Source organism: Muricoccus pecuniae, from assembly GCF_014199205.1.
In the GTDB taxonomy this organism is placed as follows: Bacteria; Pseudomonadota; Alphaproteobacteria; order Acetobacterales; family Acetobacteraceae; genus Roseomonas; species Roseomonas pecuniae.
In genome coordinates, this window is the sequence record NZ_JACIJD010000005.1 from 1 (window position 1) to 17,707 (window position 17,707).

Sequence of the window (17,707 nt, forward strand, 5' to 3'; positions counted from 1 at the left end):
GCGATTCGTGGCCCGTGAGATCTTTGGCTATCTCTGCCGTTCGCCCGGACCAGCTCAACCAACGCTATCTGCCACTTGACCGCTATAGGAGCATCAACGCCCCCATGGAAAGCTTCTTCGGCAGCCTCAAGACCGAACTGATGGAGGACGGGACCTTCGACACCCGACAGACTGCCAGGTCTGCTCTCTTCGCCCTCATCGAAGGCTTCTACAACCGACAGCAGCTCCACTCGGCTATCGGCTACAAAGCCCCTACCGAAATAGAACAACTCGCCGCGGCCGCGTAGGCCGTAACCCGTGTCCACTCAAACAGGGGAAGGTCACACCGCACCTTCGCGCGAGACGCACTCACAGCCCGGCCATACGCCTCGACAGCAGCTTCCGCATCGTGGGAAGAATCACGTCTGGCGAGACGAGCGGGACAACCGGGGCGCGACATGCAGTTCGACCATATCGGCGTGGTAGTGAAGACCCTTCGGCACGGGCGGACCATGCTCGGCCCGGCGCTGCAGATCACGGAGTGGACTCGCGAGTGGGAGGATCCGGTGAACAAGGTCTTCGTCCAGTTCGGCTACGACCGCTCCGGCGTCTGCTACGAGCTGATCGCGCCGCTGGGGGAGGGGAGCCCCGTGGCGCTCGCGCTGAAGACGAAGTCCCGGCTGCTGAACCACGTGGCCTACCTCGTGGAGGACCTCGCCGCCGAGGGCGAGCGGATGCGCGAGAGCCGCTGCTTCCCGATCGCCGAGCCGTCCCCGGCCATCGCCTATGGCGGGCGCAACATCCAGTTCTTCATGAGCCCGGCCAACATCATCATCGAGCTGATCGAGGCCGCCGGGCACAGGCACGAGATCCTGCCGGCCGAGGAGCCCGCCACCGCCTGAGCGGGGGCCGCGGCCCTAGCTGTTCGCCTCGATCATGGCGCGGACCTTCGGATAGACCTCGCCCGCCCAGCGGCGCCCGCTGAACACGCCGTAATGCCCCACCCCGGTCTGGAGGTGGTGGTGGCGGTTGGCGAGCGGGATGTTCGGGCAGAGGTCGAGGGCGGCCATGGTCTGGCCGATCGAGCAGATATCGTCCCGCTCCCCCTCCACCGTCATCAGCGCGGTGCGCCGGATGGCCTCCGGCCGCACCTGGCGGCCCCGGTGCATCAGCTCGCCCCGGGGGAGGTCGTGGTCCTGGAAGATGCGCTGCACGGTCTGGATGTAGTAATCGGCCGGCAGGTCCATCACCGCGAAATACTCGTCGTAGAAGCGGCGATGGGCCTCCGCGGCCTCCAGGTTGCCGGCGACGAGATTGTCGAAATGGGTGCGGTGCGCCTTCATGTGCCGGTCCATGTTCATGGACATGAAGGCCTGGAGCTGCACCGCCCCGGGATAGACGCGGCGCCCGGCGCCGGCGTAGCGGGCGGGCACGGTGCCGATGAGGTTGCGCTCGAACCAGTCGATCGGCTTGGACTGGGCCAGTTCGTTCACCGCGGTCGGGCTCACCCGCGTGTCGATGGGCCCGGCCATCAGCGTCATGCTGGCGGGGGTCGCGCGGTTCCGGTCCTCGGCCATGAGGGCGACGGCGGCCAGCGTCGCGGGCGCCGGCTGGCAGACGGCGAGCACGTGGCTCCCCGGCCCCATCACCTCCAGGAACTGGATGATGTGGTCCGTGAAGTCGTCGAAGCCGAAATTGCCGGCCGAGAGCGGGACGTCCCGGGCGTTGATCCAGTCCGTGATGTAGACGTCGTGGTCCGGCAGCAGCACCTCCACCGTGCCGCGCAGCAGGGTGGAGAAGTGGCCGGACATCGGCGCCACCACGAGGATGCGCGGCTGCTGGACGGGCGTGTCCTTGGCGAAGCGCAGCAACGTGCCGAAGGGGGTGGAGTGGATCACCTCCTCCGTCACCTCCACCTCGCGGTTCCCCACGCTGACGGTGGTGAAGCCGTAATCGGGGCGGGCATGGGTGGTGCGGGAATTGGCGATGAGGTCGAAGGTCGCGCCCATCCGCCGGAAGAAGGGGGCGGCGAAGGGCATCGCGGCCGTCATCGGTTCCCACTGGCGGAGGATGCGGCCCGCGCTCTCGGCGAAGGCCCGGGCGGGGAACTGTGCGTCCTGCTGCGCCTGCCAGAGCTGGTAAATCATGCCGTCCGGGACGCGAGGAGCAGGTGCATGAGCTCTGAACGGCCCGATGGGTTTGCCGGTTCGATCACGAAACCGATAGTGGGTACTCGGGGGGGCTGGGTCAACGGGCAGAACGCCCGCGCGCGGGAAACTGTGCCGGTTGTAACCTTTGCGCCAGCGCAAGGCCGTGCTGGAACGGTTCTGGCAAGGCATCCGGGAAGCGACGGCGCCCCCAGGGTCGCAACAGATGCCGGCGCGGGCAGGAAAGAGGACGCGATGGATCGGGCCAGGCTTGTCATCAGCAGCCGCAACTACTCCTCCTGGTCCCTCCGGGGCTTCCTCCTGGCCCGCCTGGCCGGGCTGGACTTCGTGGTGGAGCCCGTGGACCTGGACGACCCGGCGGCGCGGGCGGAGCTTCTCCTCCAGGCCTCCTCGATCCGCATCCCCTGCCTGTTCCATGACGGGCTGCGGATCTGGGACACCATGGCCATCGCCGAGCACCTGAACGAGATCCGCCCGGAGGCCGGGATGCTGCCGGCGGACCGGGAGGCGCGGGCGCGCTGCCGCTCCATCTCGGGGGAGATGCATTCGGGCTTCCACGCCCTTCGCGCCTCCCTGCCGATGAACCTGCGCGCCCACCGGCCGGGCTTCCGCGTCTGGTCCGGGCCGCGGGCCGATATCGACCGGATCCTCTTCATCTGGGAGCGCTGCCTCGGGCGCTGGGGCGGGCCCTGGCTCTTCGGCGAGCGGCCCTGCGTGGCGGATGCCATGTACGCCCCGGTCGTGACGCGCTTCCTCACCTATGACGTGAAGCTGATCGGCGGCTGCGCGGCCTACGCGCAAAGGGTGATGGAATGGGCACCCATGGCCGAGTGGGTGGCGGCCGCCCAGGAGGAGCCGGAGCCGCCGATCCACGAGCTGGAGGTCGAGGCTGAGTTCTAGCGGAGACGCCGCCGCCGGGCGGCCAGGCCCGGCGACATCCTAGGCAGTGGCTCCCGCCCGGGGACGCCCCCTCAGTCCAGCTTCGCCCCGGCCGCCTGCACCACCGCCTTCCACTTGGCGTTCTCGGCGGCGATGTAGCGGTCGAACTCGGCGGGGCCGAGGGGGCGGGGGTTGCTGCCGATCTCGCGCAGCTTCTCGGCCACGGCGGGCTCGGCCAGCAGCCCCGTCACCGTGGAGGCGAGCTTCTCGATCACCGGGCGGGGCGTGCGCGCGGGGGCCTGGAAGCCGAACCAGGCCACGGCCTCGAAGCCCTCCACCCCGGATTCGGCGACCGTCGGCACCTCGGGCAGGGAGAACCAGCGCTGGCCGGAGGTCACGGCGAGGCAGCGCATCCGCCCCTCCTTCAGATGGGGCAGGTAGCCCGGCAGGTTGTCCACCGCCACGTCCACCCGCCCGCCCAGGATGTCCGGGATGACCTGGGAGGTGCCGCGATAGGGGATGTGCGTCAGGTTCACCCCGGCGCGGGACTTCAGGAACTCCCCGCAGAGATGGCCGGAGGTGCCATTGCCGGGGGTGCCGTAGTTCAGCTCGCCCGGCCGCGCCTTCGCCGCCGCCAGCAGGTCCCCCAGCGTGCGGAGCGGCGAATTGGCCGCGACCACGATCCCGTTCGCCACCTCGTTGACGAGGGCGACGCTCGCCAGGTCCCTGGTGGGATCATAGGGCAGGCGGGAATAGAGGAACTGGTTGATGCTCGCCGTGCCGATCGTGCAGGTGAGCAGGGTGTAGCCGTCCGGCTCCGCCTTCGCGACGGCGTCGCTGCCGAGGTTGCCGCCGGCGCCCGGGCGGTTGTCGATCACCACGGGCTGGCCGAGCAGCGCCGCCATGCGCTCCCCCGCCACCCGCGCCGTCAGGTCCGTCGCCCCGCCCGCGGGGAAGGGGACGATCATGCGGATCGGCCGGCTGGGCCAGGGCGCGCCCTGCGCCCTGACAGCGGCGGGCGCGGCGAGGGCGGGCAGGGCGAGCAGCGCCGAGCGGCGATTGAGGGGGAAGGAACTCATCTTTTCTACTCCACGCTCGCGCCGGACTTGCGCACCACCTCGCCCCACCGCGCGATCTCGGAGCGGACGAAGGCGGTGAAGGCGGCGGGGTTGGTGCCGCCATCCGGCGTCAGGCCGGGCTTCATGCCGCCGAGATCGGCGAGCCGCGCCCAGGTGGCGGGCTCCTTCACGATCGCGTCGATCTCGGCCCCCAGCCGCTCGACGATCGGGCGCGGCGTGCGGGCGGGCGCCTGGATGCCGAACCAGCCGGTGGCCTCCACCCCGGGCAGGCCGGCCTCGGCGGTCGTCGGGACATCGGGCAGGGCAGGGGTGCGCTCGCGGGTCGTGACGGCCAGCGCCCGCAGGCGCCCGTCCCGGATATGACCGATGGCGGAGGGCAGGTTGTCCACCGCCACCTCCACCCGGCCCGCCATCACCTCGGCCATCATCGGCCCGGCGCCGCGAAAGGGCACATGGGCCATGGAGATGCCCGCCTCCATCTTCAGCAGCTCCCCCGTGACATGGAGGGAGGTGCCGGCGCCCGACGAGCCGATGTTCAGCCGGTTCGGATTCGCGCGCGCATAGGCCACCAGCTCGCCCAGCGTCCGCACGGGCAGGGAGTTGGTGACGAAGATCACGTTGGGCACGCGGATCAGCAGCCCGACCTCGGCCAGGTCCTCCGGCCGGTAGGGCATGCGGTCGCCGTAGAGGGTGTAGTTGATCGCCCCGCTGGAGATCGTCTGCATCAGCAGCGTGTAGCCATCGGGCTCGGCCTTCGCGACGACGTCCGAGCCGATATTGCCGCCCGCGCCGGCGCGGTTCTCGACCGTGAAGGGCTGGCCCATCCGCGACTGGAGCCGCTCGGCCAGGATGCGGGCCGCGACATCCGTGGTCCCGGCCGGGGCGAAGGGCACGACGAGGCGGACGGGGCGCGCGGGATAGCCCCCCGCTCCCTGGCCTCCTCCCTGGGCCCATCCGGGCCGGGGCAGCAGGGCGAGCGCGGGCGCGGCGAGGGCGGCGCGGCGGGAGAGGGTCACTCGGCGGGCCATGGGCATCTTCCTCCGGCGGGCGGGCGGGGTTCCATGCCCCTTTCCTGAGTCGCCGCCCCTTTCGCTAGACGTGCCGCGCCCGCCCCGCCCTTGCAAGGGCCGCGCGCCCCACGCCCGCAAGGGCCGCGCGACCCGCCCTTGCACCTGCCCTTGCAAGGGCCGCGCGAAGGGTGTGCCCTCTCCTGCATCCTCGCCCGCCATTGAGGCGTTGCGGGTGCAGGCAGGTCAGGTCGCGGAAATTGGGGGATCGGAACAGCATGGGCTTTCTTCAGACCTATGCGCGCGTGCTCGGGGTTCTGGCGCCCGACAAATGGGTGGCCATCGGCCTGTCCCTCGCCGCCCTCGCGCTGGCGGGGCTCCAGTTCCTGGAGCCCGTGCTCTTCGGCCGGGTGGTGGACGTGCTCTCGGGCGCGGACCGCCGGGCGGAGAGCGAGGTCTGGGCACAGGCCATCGCCCTCCTCGTCGTCTGGGGGGCGGTGGGGCTGACGGGGATCGCGGCCAATGTCGCGGTCTCCCTCCTGGCGGACCGCATGGCGCACCGGAACCGGCTGACCGTCATGCACCGCTATTTCCAGCACGTCCTGGCCATGCCGCTCTCCTTCCACGGGGACACGGCCTCGGGGCGGCTGATGAAGATCATGCTGGTGGGGACGGACCATCTCTTCGGCATCTGGCTCTCCTTCTTTCGGGAGCACCTGGTCACCTTCATCACCGTCATCGTCCTGCTGCCGCTGACCTTCCTGATGAACTGGCGGCTGGCGCTGGTGCTGCTGGTCCTCGTGGTCGTGTTCTGCGCCGTCGCGGCTTTCGTGGTCAGCCGCACGCAGGAGGCCCAGGACCGGGTCGAGAACTACCAGAGCCAGCTTGCCGGCAGCGCGCAGGACGCGCTGTCCAACGTGATCGTCGTGCAGTCCTTCACCCGCCTCTCCTCCGAGGCGAAGCTCTTCGGGGACATCATCCGGCAAGTGCTGGACCACCAGTTCCCCGTGCTGAACTGGTGGGCGGTGGTTTCCGTCCTCACGCGCTCGGCGAGCACGATCAGCGTCATCACCATCTTCATGCTCGGCACCTGGCTGCACATGGAGGGCATGGCCACGGTGGGCGAGATCGTCTCCTTCATGGGCTTCGCCACCATGCTCATCGGCCGGCTGGAGAGCGCGGTGGGCTTCGTCTCGGGCCTGCTGATGCGGGTGCCCGGGCTGCGCGAGGTGTTCAGCGTGCTCGACGCCCGCAGCTCCGTGCCGGAAAACCCGAACGCGATCGACCTTCCCCGCGTGAGCGGCGCCGTGCGCTTCGAGGGGGTCGCCTTCGGCTATCCCGGCGGCGGGCGCATCCTGAACGACGTGAGCTTCGAGGCCGCGCCGGGCCGGACGGTCGCGCTGGTCGGCCAGACGGGCGCGGGCAAGTCCACCGCCATGTCCCTGCTCCAGCGGCTCTGGGATCCCATCGAGGGCCGCATCACCATCGACGGGCACGACATCCGCGATATCTCGCTGGAGAGCCTGCGGCGCAATGTCGGCGTGGTGTTCCAGGACGCCATGCTGTTCAACCGCACGATCCGGGAGAACCTCCTCGTCGGCCGCCCCGAGGCGACGCAGGAGCAGCTCGAGCAGGCCTGCCGCATGGCCGAGGCGCACGACTTCATCACCCGCCAGCCCCAGGGCTACGACACGATGGTGGGCGAGCGCGGTACCACCCTCTCGGGCGGGCAGAAGCAGCGCCTCTCCATCGCCCGCGCCCTGCTGAAGGACCCGCCCATCCTCATCCTGGACGAGGCGACGAGCGCGCTCGACGCCGCGACCGAGGCGCGGGTGCAGAAGGCGCTGAAGGTGCTGATGGAGGGGCGCACCACCTTCATCATCGCCCACCGCCTCTCGACCATCCGCGACGCCGACGAGATCCTCGTCTTCGAGCAGGGCCGGATCGCCGAGCGCGGGAGCTTCGAGGAGCTGGTGGAGCTGGGCGGGCGCTTCGCCGATCTGGTCCGCACCCAGCTCTCGGGCGCGGAGGCGAAGAAGGCGGCCCCGGTCGCGGCCTGAGGCGCCGCGTGAGGCGCGGGGTCTTCACCGGGCCGTGAGGGGTGCTGTTTCCGCTTGTATCCGCCCCCCTCCGGCCTGCCACCATCGTGCAACCGGAAGGCGAGGAGGTGGGCCATGACGGTCTCGGCGATCCTGAGGAACAAGGGGTCGGAGGTGGTGAGCGTCACCCCCGGCATGGGCCTGGGCGAGGTGGCGCGCGTCCTCGTGCAGCACCGAATCGGCGCCGCCCTCGTGCGCGAGGGGGACGACCAGCCCGTCGGCATCATCTCCGAGCGCGACATCGTCCGCGTCTTCGCGCGGGAGGACGGGCAGACGGACAGGCTGACGGCCGCGGAGGCGATGACCCGCGTGCTCTACACCGTCACCCCCGAGACGCCGATCGAGCGGGCGCTGGAGATGATGACGGACCGGCGCGTGCGGCACCTCCCCGTGCTCGCGGAGGGCAAGCTCTGCGGCATGGTCTCGATCGGGGACCTGGTGAAGGCGCGGATCGAGGCGGCGGTGGGCGAGGCCGCCGCGCTGCGGGACTACGTGGCGGCGGGTTAGGGCGGTCCCTCCCGGACGGACACCTCCGTCCCGGGCGGACCCTTCGGCGCCGGCTCCGGCCTGCCGCTTCCCAGGGGGGGCTGGCCGTGCGGCGCCCTTGGTGGCAAGGGCTTGCCCGCGCGCGGGGTGTCTCCCGCGCCCGACAGCCCACAGGTCCGCCATGTCCCACGCCGCCGCCCGGCCCGAGCACGTCCTCACCCTGTCCTGCCCGAACCGCCCGGGCATCGTGGCGGCGGTGGCCACCTGCATCTTCGAGCACGGCGGCAACATCCGCGAGGCCCAGCAGTACGACGACGTGGAGAGCCGCCGCTTCTTCGCGCGCATCACCCTGAACCACCCGGAGGACCGGCTGGACCTGCCCGCGCTGCGTGCCGGGCTGGAGGCGGTGGCCGCGCGCTTCTCCATGCAGTGGATGCTGCGGGACCGCGCCGAGCGCCGGCGGGTGGTCGTCCTCGTTTCCAAGTTTGACCACTGCCTCGCCGACATCCTCTACCGCTGGCGGCTGGGCGAGCTGCCGATGGATCTCGCCGGCATCGTCTCCAACCATCCCCGCGAGACCTACCAGCACCTCGACTTCGGCGATGTCCCCTTCCACCACCTCCCCGTGACGCGGCAGACGAAGCTGGAGCAGGAGGCCGAGGTCTGGCGGGTGATCCGGGAATCCGGGGCCGAGCTGGTGATCCTCGCCCGCTACATGCAGATCCTGTCGGACGGGCTGGCGGCGAAGCTGGCGGGGCGCTGCATCAACATCCACCACTCCTTCCTGCCGGGCTTCAAGGGCGCGCGCCCCTACCACCAGGCCCATGCGCGCGGGGTGAAGCTGATCGGCGCCACCGCCCATTTCGTGACGGCGGACCTGGATGAAGGGCCGATCATCGAGCAGGACGTGGAGCGCATCTCCCACAACGACACGCCGGACGACCTCATCCGCCAGGGCCGCGACATCGAGCGCCGCGTCCTCTCCCGCGCGCTGCTCTGGCAGCTGGAGGACCGGGTGCTGCTGAACGGTGCGCGGACGGTGGTGTTCCGGGACTGACCGGGGCGCCTTGGCGGCCGGAGGCCCGGCGGACGGGCCTCCAGGGCCTTTACCGGCCCGGGACGGTCGCCGTGATCGTGATCGCCGCGTACCAGGCGGCGAGGTCCCCGATCTGCTTGTCGGTCAGCGGCTCGGCCACGATGTTCATCTGCTCCTGCAGCCGCTCCTTCTCGCGATAGGCGCGGAGCTGCGCCGCCACATAGGCCGCGTTCTGGCCGGCCAGGTTCGGTGCCCCGGGCAGGGTGGCGATGCCGTTCTGCCCGTGGCAGCTCGAGCAGACGCCGGCCGCCAGCCGCCGCCCCGCGCGCGGGTCGCCCTCCTGCCCCTGCGCGAGGGTGGGAGCGGGGGCGATGGCCGCCCCCGCCAGCAGCAGCGCCGCCAGCGCCGCTCCCCCCCGCATCAGCGCCTGCCCCGGTCGTAGGAGATGCGGTAGACGGCGCCCGCCATGTCGTCCGAGACGAGCAGCGAGCCGTCGCGCAGCACCGCCACGTCCACGGGGCGGCCGAGATACTCGTTGGTCTCGTCGTCCAGCCATCCCTCCGCGAAGGGCTTGTGCTCCTTCACCGAGCCGTCCGGGTTCAGCAGGGTCACCATCACCCGCGCGCCCACGGGCTCCGTGCGGTTCCAGGAACCGTGCTGGGCGTTGAAGATGGCGCCGCGATACTCCTCGGGGAACATCCGCCCGGTATAGAAGGTGATGCCGAGGTCGGCGGCGTGGTTCTGCGTCTCGACCACGGGGGGGACGGCATTGGCCGGGGGCTGTCTGTCCGCGTATTCCCGCGTGCGCACGGTGCCGCCGCCGTACCAGGGAAAGCCGAAGTGCTGCCCCGCGGCGGTGATGCGGTTGATCTCGCCGGGCGGGATGTTGTCGCCCATGCCGTCCACCTGGTTGTCGGTGAACCACAGCTCGTTGGAGTCGGGCCGGAAGGCGATGCCAACGGAATTGCGGATCCCGCGCGCATAGACCTCCCGGTTCTTGCCGTCGCGGTCCATGCGGACGATGCCGGAGAGGCCGACCCGGTCGTAGAGCTCCATCTTGGCGGCGGGCGGCACGTTGAAGGGCTGGCCCAGCGAGATGTAGAGCTTGTTGTCGGGCCCGATGCGGCAAACCCTGGCGCCGTGATTGAAGCTCTCCTCCGCGGCCGGGACGAGCCCGCCCTGGGGCACCACCACCTCCGCCGCGACATCGGGGCTCTCGTAGAAGAACTCCGCGGCCGGGAAGGCGACGACCCGGTTGTGCTCGACGACGTAGAGGATGCCGTCCGGCGAGAAGCACAGGCCGTTCGGCACGGAGAAGCCGATAGAGGGGGCGAAGACCTTCACCTCGTCGGCGACCCGGTCGCGGTCGCGGTCCGTCAGCGCCCAGACCCGCGTCTTGCGCGTGCCCACGAAGACCACGCCGGCCGCGCCGACGGCCATGTGCCGCGCGTCCGGCACGACGGCGTAGAGGTCGATCCGGAAGCCCTCGGGCAGGCGGATGCGCTCGAGGTTCCGGCGCAGCGCCTCCGCGCGGCGGCCGTCCTGGGGCACCGTCTCGATCTGCAGGGAGGTGCCGGTGGTGCGGAACTGCTGGAGGCGGTCGAGATTGTCGCCCTGGGCCTGTCCCTGTCCCTGCGCCCGGCCTTGGCCCTGCACGGGGCCCGGCGCCGGCGGCCGGACCGAGGGCGCCGTCTCGCCCGGCATGGACCCGCCCGTATTGGCCGGGACCCCCTGGCCCGGAAGGGGCTGCTGAGCCAGCGCCAACGACGCGACAGAGGCCAGCAGCAGGCCGGCCCCGAGCAGAGATGTCCTGTTCTTCACGCGCGTTCCCTCCTTTTCTGGTCATCTCCGTGACCAGTTCGGGAGGATGCGCAGGCTGCCGCCGGGGCAGCGATGACATCGCCGTGAGGGGACCGACGCCCCATCCGCCCGGGCGGCGGCGCGCGGCCTGGCCACCGCCGCCCCTCCCACCAGGGCTCGCCGAGCGGCCCAGCCCCGCCGAGGGCGCGCTTGACCTAATCGGAGCCCCCTGCCACCTCTCGCCCCCGTTTTCCCAAGCCCGAGGCCAAGCCCACCCCATGCCCGCGATCACGCTGCCCGACGGTTCCGTCCGCACCTATGACGGTCCGGTGACGGGCACCACCGTGGCCGCGTCGATCGGCCCGGGGCTGGCCAAGGCGGCGCTGGCCATGGAGGTCGACGGCGTCCTCCGCGACCTCTCCGTGCCCATCGAGGGCGACGCGCGCCTCCGCTTCATCACCCGCCGCGACCCCGAGGCGCTGGGCATGATCCGCCACGACGCGGCGCATGTCCTGGCGGAAGCCGTGCAGGAGCTGTTCCCGGGCACGCAGGTCACGATCGGCCCGGCCATCGAGAACGGCTTCTACTACGACTTCCACCGGAACCAGCCCTTCACGCCCGAGGACTTCCCGGCGATCGAGGCGAAGATGCGGGAGATCATCGCCCGCAACGCCCCCTTCGTCCGCGAGGAATGGCCGCGCGATGAGGCGATCGCCTTCTTCGAGGGCCGGGGCGAGCGCTTCAAGGCCGAGCTGATCCAGGACCTGCCCGAGAGCGAGACGATCTCCATCTACCGCCAGGGCGAGTGGCTGGACCTCTGCCGCGGCCCGCACATGCGCGGCACGGGCGATGTCGGCACCGCCTTCAAGCTGCAGAAGGTGGCCGGCGCCTACTGGCGCGGCGACCACCGCAACCCCGTCCTCTCCCGCATCTACGGCACGGCCTGGCGCGATCAGAAGGAGCTGGACGCCCATCTCCACCAACTGGAGGAGGCGGAGAAGCGGGACCATCGCAAGATCGGCCGGGAGATGGACCTGTTCCACCTCCAGGAGGAGGCGACGGGCTCCATCTTCTGGCACCCCAAGGGCTGGCGCCTCTACCGCGCGGTGGAGGACTACATGCGCCGCCGCCTGGACGCCGCCGGCTATGACGAGGTCCGCACCCCCCAGCTCCTCGACCGCAAGCTCTGGATCGAGTCCGGCCACTGGGAGAAGTTCCGGGAGAGCATGTTCATCGCCACCGTCGAGGACGAGTCCGAGAAGGACCGCGTCCTCGCGCTGAAGCCGATGAACTGCCCCTGCCACGTGCAGATCTTCAACCAGGGCATCCGCTCCTACCGCCAGCTCCCCCTCCGCATGGCCGAGTTCGGCGCCTGCCACCGCTACGAGCCCTCGGGCGCGCTGCACGGCATCATGCGCGTCCGCGCCTTCACCCAGGACGACGCGCACATTTTCTGCACGGAGGACCAGATCGCCGGGGAGACCGTGCGCTTCGTGGAGCTGCTCTCCTCCATCTACCGCGACTTCGGCTTCCAATCCTTCCGCGTGAAGTTCTCCGACCGCCCGGCCAAGCGCGCCGGCACGGACGAGACCTGGGACCGGGCCGAGGGCGCGCTGCGCGAGGCCTGCGCCACCGCCGGCGTCGAGTACGAGCTGAACCCGGGGGAGGGCGCCTTCTACGGCCCCAAGCTCGAATTCGTCCTGCGGGACGCCATCGGCCGCGACTGGCAGTGCGGCACGCTGCAGGTGGACTTCGTCCTGCCCGAGCGGCTGGATGCCGAGTATGTCGGCGAGGACGGCAACCGGCACCGCCCGGTGATGCTGCACCGCGCCATCCTCGGCTCCTTCGAGCGCTTCCTCGGCATCCTGATCGAGGAGCATGCGGGGCGCTTCCCCCTCTGGCTCGCCCCGACCCAGGTCGTCGTCGCCTCCATCGTGGACGACGCCGCCCCCTATGCCGAGGAGGTCGCCGAGGCCATGCGCGCCGCCGGCCTCGCCGCCTCGGTGGACATCCGCAACGAGAAGATCAACCGCAAGGTCGCCGAGCACATCGACGCCCGCGTGCCCATCCTCGCGGTCGTCGGCCGGCGCGAGGCGGAGGAGCGCAACGTCGTGCTCCGCCGCCTGCCCGGGCGCGAGCAGGAGACCCTGCCGCTGGCCGAGGCGATCGCCCGGCTGGCCGCCGAGGCAGCCCCGCCCGACCGACGCGGGAGCGCCGCGACGACCGACGCCGCGGCCTGATCCGTCGCGTGGGCGGTCCGATCGGAAAACCGTCTTGACCTCGCGTCACGACGGTTGCAGACGCCGCCGCCGCGCACCATAACACCACTGCTGCACCACCATAGGAGACTACCCTGGCCCGAGGCCCCATGCCCAATACCCTCCCGACCCGCGACGGACCGCGGGTGAACGAGGAGATCCGCGCGCCCCAGATTCGCCTGATCGACCAGGATGGGGAGATGATCGGCGTCATGAGCGCGCGCGACGCCCTCGCGCGGGCTTACGAAGTCGGCATGGACCTGCTGGAGATCAGCCCGAACGCCGAGCCGCCGGTGTGCAAGATCACCGACTTCGGCAAGTTCAAGTATGAGCAGCAGAAGAAGGCCAACGAGGCGCGCAAGCGCCAGAAGGTCGTCGAGATCAAGGAAATCAAGGTCCGTCCGAATATCGACGACCACGACTACGAAGTGAAGATGCGCCAGATGAAGGGCTTCATCGAGGAAGGCGACAAGGTGAAAGTCACCCTGCGCTTCCGCGGCCGCGAGATGGCCCACCAGGACCTCGGCGCGAAGGTGCTGGAGCGCATCCGCAACGAGATGGCGGAGGCCGTGAAGGTGGAATCCATGCCCCGGCTGGAGAACCGCCAGATGATCATGGTGCTGGCGCCGAAATAGGCGCCGCGCCGGCGCGAGATCCCTGCGCGGGGCCCCTGCGCGAAGCCATGGCCGGCGGTCCCCCTGGGGCCGCCGGTTTTTTGTTTGCGTACCCTCAAGATTTCGTTACAGGCCGTTCATGCGTGCCGGCCCGCGTAACAGGCTTTCAGCAATGGGCCGGGCGCGAGGAGGACATGTCATGCAAAACGCCCCCTGCCTCTGCTGCGGCGGATCGGCCCATCCCTCTCCCTTCGGGCGCCGAGCGCCGGTCGGCCGCCGCGCGCTCGGCGGCCTGGCGGCCGGGCTCGTCGCCGCCGCGGTGCTTCCCGGCCGCGCCGCCCTGGCGGCCGACCCCGTTGCCCACACGAACCTCACCCCCGACCAGGCGCTGGCCCGGATGAAGGAGGGCAATGACGCCTTCCGCACCGAGGCCCCCTACCGCGCCGCCCAGGGGCGCGAGCGACGGGTGGAGCTGGCCCGCGGCCAGGCGCCCTTCTGCGTGCTCGTCGGCTGCTCCGACAGCCGCGTGCCGCCCGAGCTGCTCTTCGGCCGTGGGTTGGGCGAGCTGTTCATCGTCCGCAACGCCGGCAACACGGTGGACACGGCGGCGCTGGGCAGCATCGAGTACGGGGTGGGCGTGCTCGGCTGTCCCCTCGTCGTCGTGCTCGGGCATGAGAGCTGCGGCGCTGTCGCCGCGGCGGTGGATGTGGTGCAGAAGAACGCCAGCTTCCCCGGCGTGATCGGGGAGATGGTGCAGCCCATCATCCCCGCCGTGCTTTCGGCGCGGAAGCCGGGCGGAGAGATCGTTCTGCACGACGCGGTGACCGCGAATGCCCGGCGCGTCGCCAACCGCCTGAAGACGCAGAGCTCGATCGCGCAGGAGGCGCTGCGGGCGGGCAAGCTGAAGATCGTCGCCGCCACATACGACCTGGACGACGGCGACGTGGAGTGGATCGAGGACATCTGAGCCGCGCGGCCCGGGGGAGGCCCCCCGGGCCGGTTGCTGGCCCTAGCGGTTCGCGAGATCCGTCAGCACCGCCGCCAACACCCGCGCCCCGGCCGCGAGCTGGCCGGGGGTGGAGTACTCCGCGGGATTGTGGCTCACGCCGTTGCGGCAGGGCACGAAGATCATCCCGGAGGGGCAGAGCGGCACCATGAACTGGGCGTCGTGGAAGGCGCCGCTGGGGATGCGGAGGCTGGAGAGGCCCTGGGCGGTGGCGGCATCCTCCACCGCATCGGTCACCAGCGCGTCGAACTCCACGGGCAGGGCGTGGAAGCGCTCGGTCACCGTCACCTCGCAGTTCTTCACCGCGCTGCGGATCGTCGGCTCGATCGCGTCGCCATTGGCGAGCAGCACGTCCTTGTCGGGGTGGCGGAAGTCGATGGTGAAGCGCACGCGGTCGGCGACCGTGTTGGAGGTGTTGGGAAGCACCTCGATCTGCCCGACGGTGAAGCGCAGCACGTCCGTCGGGTCCGTCATCAGCGCGTTCAGCGCGGTGATCGCCCGGATCATGTCCTGCACGGCGTCCTTGCGCAGCGAGACCGGGGCGGTGCCGGCATGGGCCGTCTCGCCGCGCAGCTCCACGATGAACCAGCGGCTGCCCTGGATTCCGGTGACGACGCCGATATCCGCTCCCTCCGCCTCCAGCCGCGGGCCCTGCTCGATATGGGCCTCGACATAGGCGAAGGGCTTGCCGCCGAGGGGGCGGTGAGTAAGGCCGGCCTCGGCCGCGCGGTGCTCGGCCAGCGCCTGGCCGAAGGTGATGCCCTCCGCATCCGCCACGGCGTCCCAGGCATTGGCGGGCTTGTAGTGGGCATAGGCCATGCTGCCCATGCAGCCCGGGGCGAAGCGGCCGCCCTCCTCATTCGTCCAGGCCACGACCTCGATCGGGCGGCGGGTGGCGATCCCGGCCTCGCGGATGGCCTGCACGGCCTCCAACCCCGCGATCACGCCCCAGATGCCGTCGAAGCGCCCGCCATTGGGCTGGGTGTCCATGTGGCTGCCCGTCAGCACGGGGGCCGCCCCCGCCTCCGTGCCCTCGTGGCGGAGGAAGAGGTTGCCGATCTCGTCCACGGACACGGTGAGGCCGAGGCCCTCCGCCCAGGAGATCACCAGCCGGCGGGCCTCCCGGTCCAGCGGGGTCAGGCAGGCGCGGTTCACGCCGGGCTCGCCATCCGCCCCGGTGATGGCGCCGAGCTTCGCCAGCTCCATCAGCCGGTCCCACTGCCGCGCCTCGCTGACGGCGGCGATGAGGTTGGGGGCGGTGCTGCTCATGGGGTTCCTTTCGGGGCCAGGGCTGGGGGCCAGGGTGGGGGGGCGGGGCCAGGGGCGGCGCCGGCGCCGGGGCGGTGAGGCGTCTGCGCCGGGCATTTGCGGTGCCCCGGCCCGGGAGATCAACCCGCGCCCGCCCGATTTCCCCCCCCGGCATCGAACGGCATCGAACGGCATCGTTCCGGCACGGCGCGTGCTACATCCCTCGCCGACGCCACCGCCCAATGCCCCAGCCCGGGACCATCCATGCCGGACCAGACCGCACTCGCCCGCCTCGCCGAGGAGGCTCGCCGCCAGCTCGCCCTCCTCGACTATCCCCGCCATCCCTGGGTGCCGTCGCGCGGGGAGGGGGTGCTGGACGTCGCCATCGTCGGCGCGGGGCAGACGGGGCTGGTCACCGCCTTCGGCCTGCTGCGCGAGAGGGTGCAGCGCGTCCGCGTCTTCGATGCGGCGCCCCGCGGCGGCACGGGGGTCTGGACCACCTTCGCCCGGATGCGGACGCTGCGGACGCCCAAGCACGTCACCGGCCCCGATCTCGGCATCCCCGCCCTCACGCCCCGCGCCTATTTCACGGCGCGGGACGGCGAGGCGGCCTGGGAAGCGCTGCACAAGATCGGGCGCGTGGAGTGGCAGGAATACCTGGACTGGCTGGAGGCGACGCTCGGCCTTCCCGTGGCGCACGGCCACAAGCTGCTCCGCATCGGGCAGACGGCGATGGACGAGCCGCTGCACCTCACCTTCGCGACCGCCGAGAGGGAGGAGGTGGTGGTGCGCGCCCGCAAGCTCGTCCTGGCCACGGGGATGGACGGGATGGGCGGCTGGTCCATCCCCGCGCCCTTCGACCGGCTGCCCGCCGGCCGCGTCTCCCACACCTCCGGCCATGTCGATTTTGCCGCGCTCCGGGGCAAGCGGGTGCTGGTGGTCGGCGCCGGCGCCTCGGCCTTCGATAATCTCGCCACCGCGCTGGAGGAGGGGGCGGCGCACGCCATCATGCTCGTCCGGCGCGAGCGGATGCCGCGGGTGAACCCCTTCCGCTGGATGGAGCAGTCGGGCTTCCTCGGCCAGCTCTACGCCATGCCGGACGCGACGCGCTGGCGCTTCATGCAGCACATCTTCGCCCTCAACCAGCCGCCGCCGCAGGAGAGCTGGAACCGCGTCTGCGACGATCCCCGCTTCGAGCTGCACATGGGCAGCCCCGTGACTGCCGTGCGGGAGGAGGGCGGGGAGGTCGTCGTCACCACGCCGCGGGGCGAGCACCGGGCGGACCACGTGATCGTCGGCACGGGGACGGCCTTCGACCTCTCGCTGCGGCCGGAACTCGCGCCCTTCGCGGAGAGGATCCTTCTCTGGCGGGACGTCTACACCCCGCCGCCCGGGCTGGAGTTCCCGGCCCTCGGCGCCTGCCCCTATCTGCGGGACGACTTCTCCATGCGGGAGAAGTCGCCGGGCGCCGCGCCCTTCCTCGCGCATATTCACATGATCAACTACGGCTCCACCGCCTCCATGGGCCTGTCGGGCGCGACGATCAGCGGGATGAAGTACGGCACGGCGCGGCTGGTGGACGGGCTCTGCCGCCGCTTCTGGCTGGAGGATGCGGACCGCCACCTGGAAAGCCTGCTCAGCTATGCCGAGCACGAGCTGACAGGCGTGATCCCGCAGGAACTGCCCGCGCTGGCCGCCGAATGAAGCCCTCCGCCCTCACTACCCACGTGCTCGACACCGCGAACGGCGTGCCCGCCGAGGGCATGGCGATCGAGTTCTGGCGCATGGAGCCCGAGCCCGCGCTGATCGCCCGGGCCGTCACGAACGCCGACGGCCGCACCGACGCACCCCTCCTTCCACCCGAGGCCTTCCTCCCCGGCCGCTACGAGCTGCGCTTCGACGTGGGCGGCTACTTCGCCGCGCGCGGGAGCGATGCCGGCTATCTCGGCACGGTGGTGCTGAATGTCGGGCTGAAGGCGGGGGCAGGGCACTACCACGTGCCGCTGCTCCTCTCGCCCTGGTCCTACTCCACCTATCGCGGCAGCTAG

17 protein-coding genes are annotated in these 17,707 nt (G+C 71.0%); 11 read left to right on the forward strand and 6 right to left on the reverse strand.

All coding sequences use genetic code 11. From position 1 onward, the window contains the following. The coding region (locus FHS87_RS23385) for an IS3 family transposase (protein ID WP_221299627.1) at positions 1-287 on the forward strand (287 nt) is incomplete at its 5' end. Positions 288-437: 150 nt separating this feature from the next. Next, positions 438-881 carry a VOC family protein gene (locus FHS87_RS06555; RefSeq protein WP_184515218.1) on the forward strand — a complete coding sequence of 148 codons (444 nt, stop codon included), beginning with the start codon at positions 438-440 and terminating at the stop codon, positions 879-881. A gap of 15 nt (positions 882-896) precedes the next feature. Here FHS87_RS06555 and FHS87_RS06560 read toward each other — a convergent pair whose 3' ends face one another. Next, positions 897-2,126 (reverse strand): polyhydroxyalkanoate depolymerase, encoded by a 1,230-nt coding sequence (locus FHS87_RS06560; RefSeq protein ID WP_184515221.1) that lies wholly within the window; start codon positions 2,124-2,126, stop codon positions 897-899. 255 nt (positions 2,127-2,381) lie between these two features. On the opposite strand from FHS87_RS06560, the gene FHS87_RS06565 reads away from it, so the two are divergent. Further along, complete coding sequence (locus tag FHS87_RS06565; protein WP_184515224.1) at positions 2,382-3,047, forward strand: glutathione S-transferase; 666 nt, start codon at positions 2,382-2,384, stop codon at positions 3,045-3,047. A 71-nt stretch (positions 3,048-3,118) separates the two neighbouring features. Here the strand turns inward: FHS87_RS06565 and FHS87_RS06570 are convergent, their stop codons facing one another. Beyond that, entirely contained in the window at positions 3,119-4,105 is a 987-nt protein-coding gene (locus tag FHS87_RS06570) for a Bug family tripartite tricarboxylate transporter substrate binding protein (protein ID WP_184515226.1), read from the reverse strand. 5 nt (positions 4,106-4,110) lie between these two features. Further along, a complete protein-coding gene (locus FHS87_RS06575; protein WP_184515229.1) occupies positions 4,111-5,133 on the reverse strand; it encodes a tripartite tricarboxylate transporter substrate binding protein in 1,023 nt (340 codons plus the stop codon). A 257-nt stretch (positions 5,134-5,390) separates the two neighbouring features. Here FHS87_RS06575 and FHS87_RS06580 point away from each other — a divergent pair, with 257 nt between their 5' ends. The 3 genes from FHS87_RS06580 to purU all read left to right on the forward strand — a co-directional run bounded on the left by FHS87_RS06580 (position 5,391) and on the right by purU (position 8,754). Continuing rightward, positions 5,391-7,172, forward strand: coding sequence for a glucan ABC transporter ATP-binding protein/ permease (locus FHS87_RS06580; RefSeq protein ID WP_184515231.1), 1,782 nt, complete (start codon positions 5,391-5,393; stop codon positions 7,170-7,172). A gap of 114 nt (positions 7,173-7,286) precedes the next feature. After that, complete coding sequence (locus tag FHS87_RS06585) at positions 7,287-7,718, forward strand: CBS domain-containing protein (protein ID WP_184515234.1); 432 nt, start codon at positions 7,287-7,289, stop codon at positions 7,716-7,718. Between the two features lie 160 nt (positions 7,719-7,878). Further along, positions 7,879-8,754: a formyltetrahydrofolate deformylase gene (gene purU, locus FHS87_RS06590; RefSeq protein WP_184515237.1), complete on the forward strand. Its 876-nt coding sequence runs from the start codon at positions 7,879-7,881 to the stop codon at positions 8,752-8,754. A gap of 49 nt (positions 8,755-8,803) precedes the next feature. Here the strand turns inward: purU and FHS87_RS06595 are convergent, their stop codons facing one another. Both FHS87_RS06595 and FHS87_RS06600 read right to left on the reverse strand, forming a co-directional pair. Continuing rightward, a complete protein-coding gene (locus tag FHS87_RS06595; RefSeq protein WP_184515240.1) occupies positions 8,804-9,154 on the reverse strand; it encodes a c-type cytochrome in 351 nt (116 codons plus the stop codon). Then, on the reverse strand, positions 9,154-10,554 hold the full coding sequence (locus tag FHS87_RS06600) for a PQQ-dependent sugar dehydrogenase (protein ID WP_312861898.1): 1,401 nt from the start codon (positions 10,552-10,554) through the stop codon (positions 9,154-9,156). The genes FHS87_RS06595 and FHS87_RS06600 overlap by 1 nt, the downstream gene beginning before the upstream one ends. Positions 10,555-10,811: 257 nt before the next feature. Here FHS87_RS06600 and thrS point away from each other — a divergent pair, with 257 nt between their 5' ends. The 3 genes from thrS to FHS87_RS06615 all read left to right on the forward strand — a co-directional run bounded on the left by thrS (position 10,812) and on the right by FHS87_RS06615 (position 14,372). After that, positions 10,812-12,773, forward strand: a complete 1,962-nt coding sequence (thrS, locus tag FHS87_RS06605; protein ID WP_184515243.1) for a threonine--tRNA ligase — start codon at positions 10,812-10,814, stop codon at positions 12,771-12,773. Positions 12,774-12,901: 128 nt separating this feature from the next. Then, positions 12,902-13,426 (forward strand): translation initiation factor IF-3, encoded by a 525-nt coding sequence (infC, locus tag FHS87_RS06610; RefSeq protein WP_184515246.1) that lies wholly within the window; start codon positions 12,902-12,904, stop codon positions 13,424-13,426. Between the two features lie 178 nt (positions 13,427-13,604). Beyond that, on the forward strand, positions 13,605-14,372 hold the full coding sequence (locus FHS87_RS06615) for a carbonic anhydrase (RefSeq protein WP_184515249.1): 768 nt from the start codon (positions 13,605-13,607) through the stop codon (positions 14,370-14,372). Positions 14,373-14,414: 42 nt separating this feature from the next. Here the strand turns inward: FHS87_RS06615 and FHS87_RS06620 are convergent, their stop codons facing one another. Beyond that, on the reverse strand, positions 14,415-15,680 hold the full coding sequence (locus FHS87_RS06620) for a M20 family metallo-hydrolase (protein ID WP_184515253.1): 1,266 nt from the start codon (positions 15,678-15,680) through the stop codon (positions 14,415-14,417). Positions 15,681-15,923: 243 nt separating this feature from the next. Between FHS87_RS06620 and FHS87_RS06625 the strand changes: the two genes are divergently transcribed. Further along, positions 15,924-17,363, forward strand: a complete 1,440-nt coding sequence (locus tag FHS87_RS06625) for a SidA/IucD/PvdA family monooxygenase (RefSeq protein ID WP_184515256.1) — start codon at positions 15,924-15,926, stop codon at positions 17,361-17,363. Beyond that, positions 17,360-17,707, forward strand: a complete 348-nt coding sequence (gene uraH / locus FHS87_RS06630) for a hydroxyisourate hydrolase (RefSeq protein WP_184515259.1) — start codon at positions 17,360-17,362, stop codon at positions 17,705-17,707. Before FHS87_RS06625 ends, uraH begins: the two co-directional genes overlap by 4 nt.